Here is a 2554-nt window from a genome sequence, read left to right as displayed (position 1 = left end):
GCCGCCGCGAGCGCGGCGCCGATGCCGCGTCCGGCGCCGGTGACGACGACGCCCTGTCCGGCGAAGTCCGGTCCGGCGACTCCCTCGAAGGGGCTCACATCCCACCGCCGAGCGTGACGCCGCCGTCCAGGACGACGGTCTGGCCGGTGATCCACCCGGCGTCGGGGGAGAGCAGGAAGGCGACGGCGCCCGCGATGTCCTCGGGCACGCCGAGGCGGCCGAGCGGGTACTTGGCGGCGACCTTCTCCTCGCGGCCCTCGTACAGCGCCTCGGCGAACTTCGTCTTGACGACGGCGGGGGCGACGGCGTTGACCCGGATCCCCTGCGGGCCGAGCTCGGCGCCGAGCTCCGCGGTGAGCCGGATCAGCGCGGCCTTGCTGACCCCGTACATGCCGATGCCGAGCGAGGCGCGGAGGCCGGCGACGGAGGCGACGTTGACGATCGACCCGCCGTGCTCGCCCATCCACGCGGCGTGCACCCGGCGGGTCCAGGCCAGCGGGGCGAGCACGTTGACGGCGAGGATCTTGGCGGCGGCGTCCTCGTCGGTGGTCAGCACCGGCCCGTAGACCGGGTTGATCCCGGTGTTGTTGACGAGGTGGTCGAGCCGTCCGAAGGCCTCCAGGGTGCGGGCGACGGCCTCCTCCTGGTGGGCCGGGTCGTCGGACTTGCCGGCGACGGCGATCGCGTTCTCGGGGCCGCCCAGGTCGCGGACGGCCTCGGCGAGCGGCTCGGCGTTGCGGGCGGTCAGGCAGACCTTGGCCCCGCGGGCGACCAGCTCGCGCGCGATCCCGAGGCCGATGCCCCGGCTCGATCCGGTGACGACGGCCACCTTGCCCTTGAAGGAGTGCACCACGGAGGGTCCTGCCTTTCGCGCGGTTCGACGTGAGGATCAGACGTGCGGATCAGGGGTGGGATGAGCCCTGACTAAGCGCTTGCTCAGCATGGTGTCGGTGGGAGAGCCTGTCAACAGCCTGTCCGGACCACCCGGACCACCCGGCCCGCCGGGCCGCCCGGCGCGAATACGCGTACGAGGTCCCTGTGAGGATGATGCGAGGATGACGCCATGACCAGCACGCCCATCGCCGACCTCTGGCCCGCCGCGCCCGGCGGCACCGACTCCCGCCCCGAGGCGGCGTACCGGCTGCTCCAGGCCGCCGTCGAGTCCTTCGCTGAGCGCGGCTTCCACGCCACCACCACCCGGGACATCGCCACCGCCGCCGGGATGAGCCCGGCCGCGCTCTACATCCACTACCCGTCCAAGGCCGCGCTGCTCGCCGAGATCAGCCAGGCCGGGCACGCCGCGACGCTGGCGCTGGTCAGAGGGGCGGCGGCGGGCGAGGGCGAGCCGGCGCAGCGGATGAGACGGCTGGTCGAGGAGTTCAGCGCCTGGCACGCGCGCGGCCGGATGGTCGGCCGGGTGGTCAACTACGAGCTGCACGCGCTGCCCGAGGACGCGTACGCGGTGGTCGCGGCGCTGCGCCTGGACATCGAGCGCGAGGTGAGCGCGCTGATCGAGGAGGGCGTCGCGGCGGGCGCCTTCACGGTCTCCGAGGTGCGCACGGCCGCCCGTGCGGTCACCTCGCTCGGCATCGACGTCTCCCGCTGGTACACCGACCGCAGCACCGAGACGCCCGAGGAACTCGGACGCCGCTACGGAGAGTTGGTGCTGCGGATGCTCGGCGCGCAGGTCTGAGCGCCGGGGCCGGCTCGCGCAGGTCTTGACCGTACCTTCGGCGGCGAGCAGACTCGTATACGAAGTACGTGTGCCTCGTAGGTCTACAACGCAGGTGTACGCCGCAGGTGTACATCGCCGCCCGGAGCGCGCGGGCCCGACACCGCGACGCCGCCCCGCCTGGCGAACTCCCAAGCGGTCGTGACACTCCGAAGTCAAGCGGGAACCTCCTGCAAGAACCGCAGGAACCTCCCGCACGTATCCCCGGCGAGAACCCCCGCCGATCAACCCCGATCAACCCCGATCAACCCCGAGCAGACCCCGCCCCGGGCCGCCCCGGCGCGGTCGTGCACCGCGCCCGCAGCGGCTCGGGCGGTCTGGGAGAAGGGGAGGTGCAGTGATGCCCTTCCAGTCCTTCGAACCCGTCCAGCACCCGGCGCCGGCCGCGGTCCGGCTCCGCTTCTGGCTGGAGACCGTCCTCGGCAGCCTCTCCGGGCTGCTGTTCCTGATCACCCTGGTGTGGCCGCAGTGGATCGAGACCCTGCTCGGCGTCGACCCGGACGCCGGCAGCGGAGCCGCCGAGTGGCTCGTCGTCGCGCTCGCCGCCGCCGTCACCGCCGCCTGCGCCCTCGGCGCGCGCATCGAGTGGCGCCGGACGCACCCGTCCGCCGTCAGCGCCGCGCGCTGACCGCGCCACCGAAGGAGGATCGCCATGACCGATCCCACACCGGCCGCGGCCCCCGCGGTGCCGCCCGGCGAGATCACCGACCTCGTCCTGCGCTACCGCCTCAACGAGTTCGGAAGAGGGTCGGGGAGGGTCGGATGCGCTGAGCAGGGGGGTATTTCAGAGTGGACGCCGGAGGACTACAGGGGCGACCGGGT

The 2554-nt window shown here is 73.2% G+C and carries 3 protein-coding genes; 2 read left to right on the top strand and 1 reads right to left on the bottom strand.

The features are described from left to right. Positions 1–94: 94 nt before the first annotated feature. On the bottom strand, positions 95–853 hold the full coding sequence (locus AB0O00_RS35405; RefSeq protein WP_363658813.1) for an SDR family oxidoreductase: 759 nt from the start codon (positions 851–853) through the stop codon (positions 95–97). Positions 854–1063: 210 nt separating this feature from the next. On the opposite strand from AB0O00_RS35405, the gene AB0O00_RS35400 reads away from it, so the two are divergent. Beyond that, positions 1064–1693, top strand: a complete 630-nt coding sequence (locus AB0O00_RS35400; protein WP_363658812.1) for a TetR/AcrR family transcriptional regulator — start codon at positions 1064–1066, stop codon at positions 1691–1693. Between the two features lie 379 nt (positions 1694–2072). After that, complete coding sequence (locus AB0O00_RS35395) at positions 2073–2360, top strand: ABC transporter permease (RefSeq protein ID WP_363658811.1); 288 nt, start codon at positions 2073–2075, stop codon at positions 2358–2360. Positions 2361–2554 lie beyond the last annotated feature (194 nt).

The organism is Kitasatospora sp. NPDC093558, from assembly GCF_040683475.1.
GTDB lineage: Bacteria > Actinomycetota > Actinomycetes > Streptomycetales > Streptomycetaceae > Kitasatospora.
The sequence above is the reverse complement of the archived record's forward strand: the minus strand, read 5'-3'. Positions and strand labels throughout refer to the sequence as shown.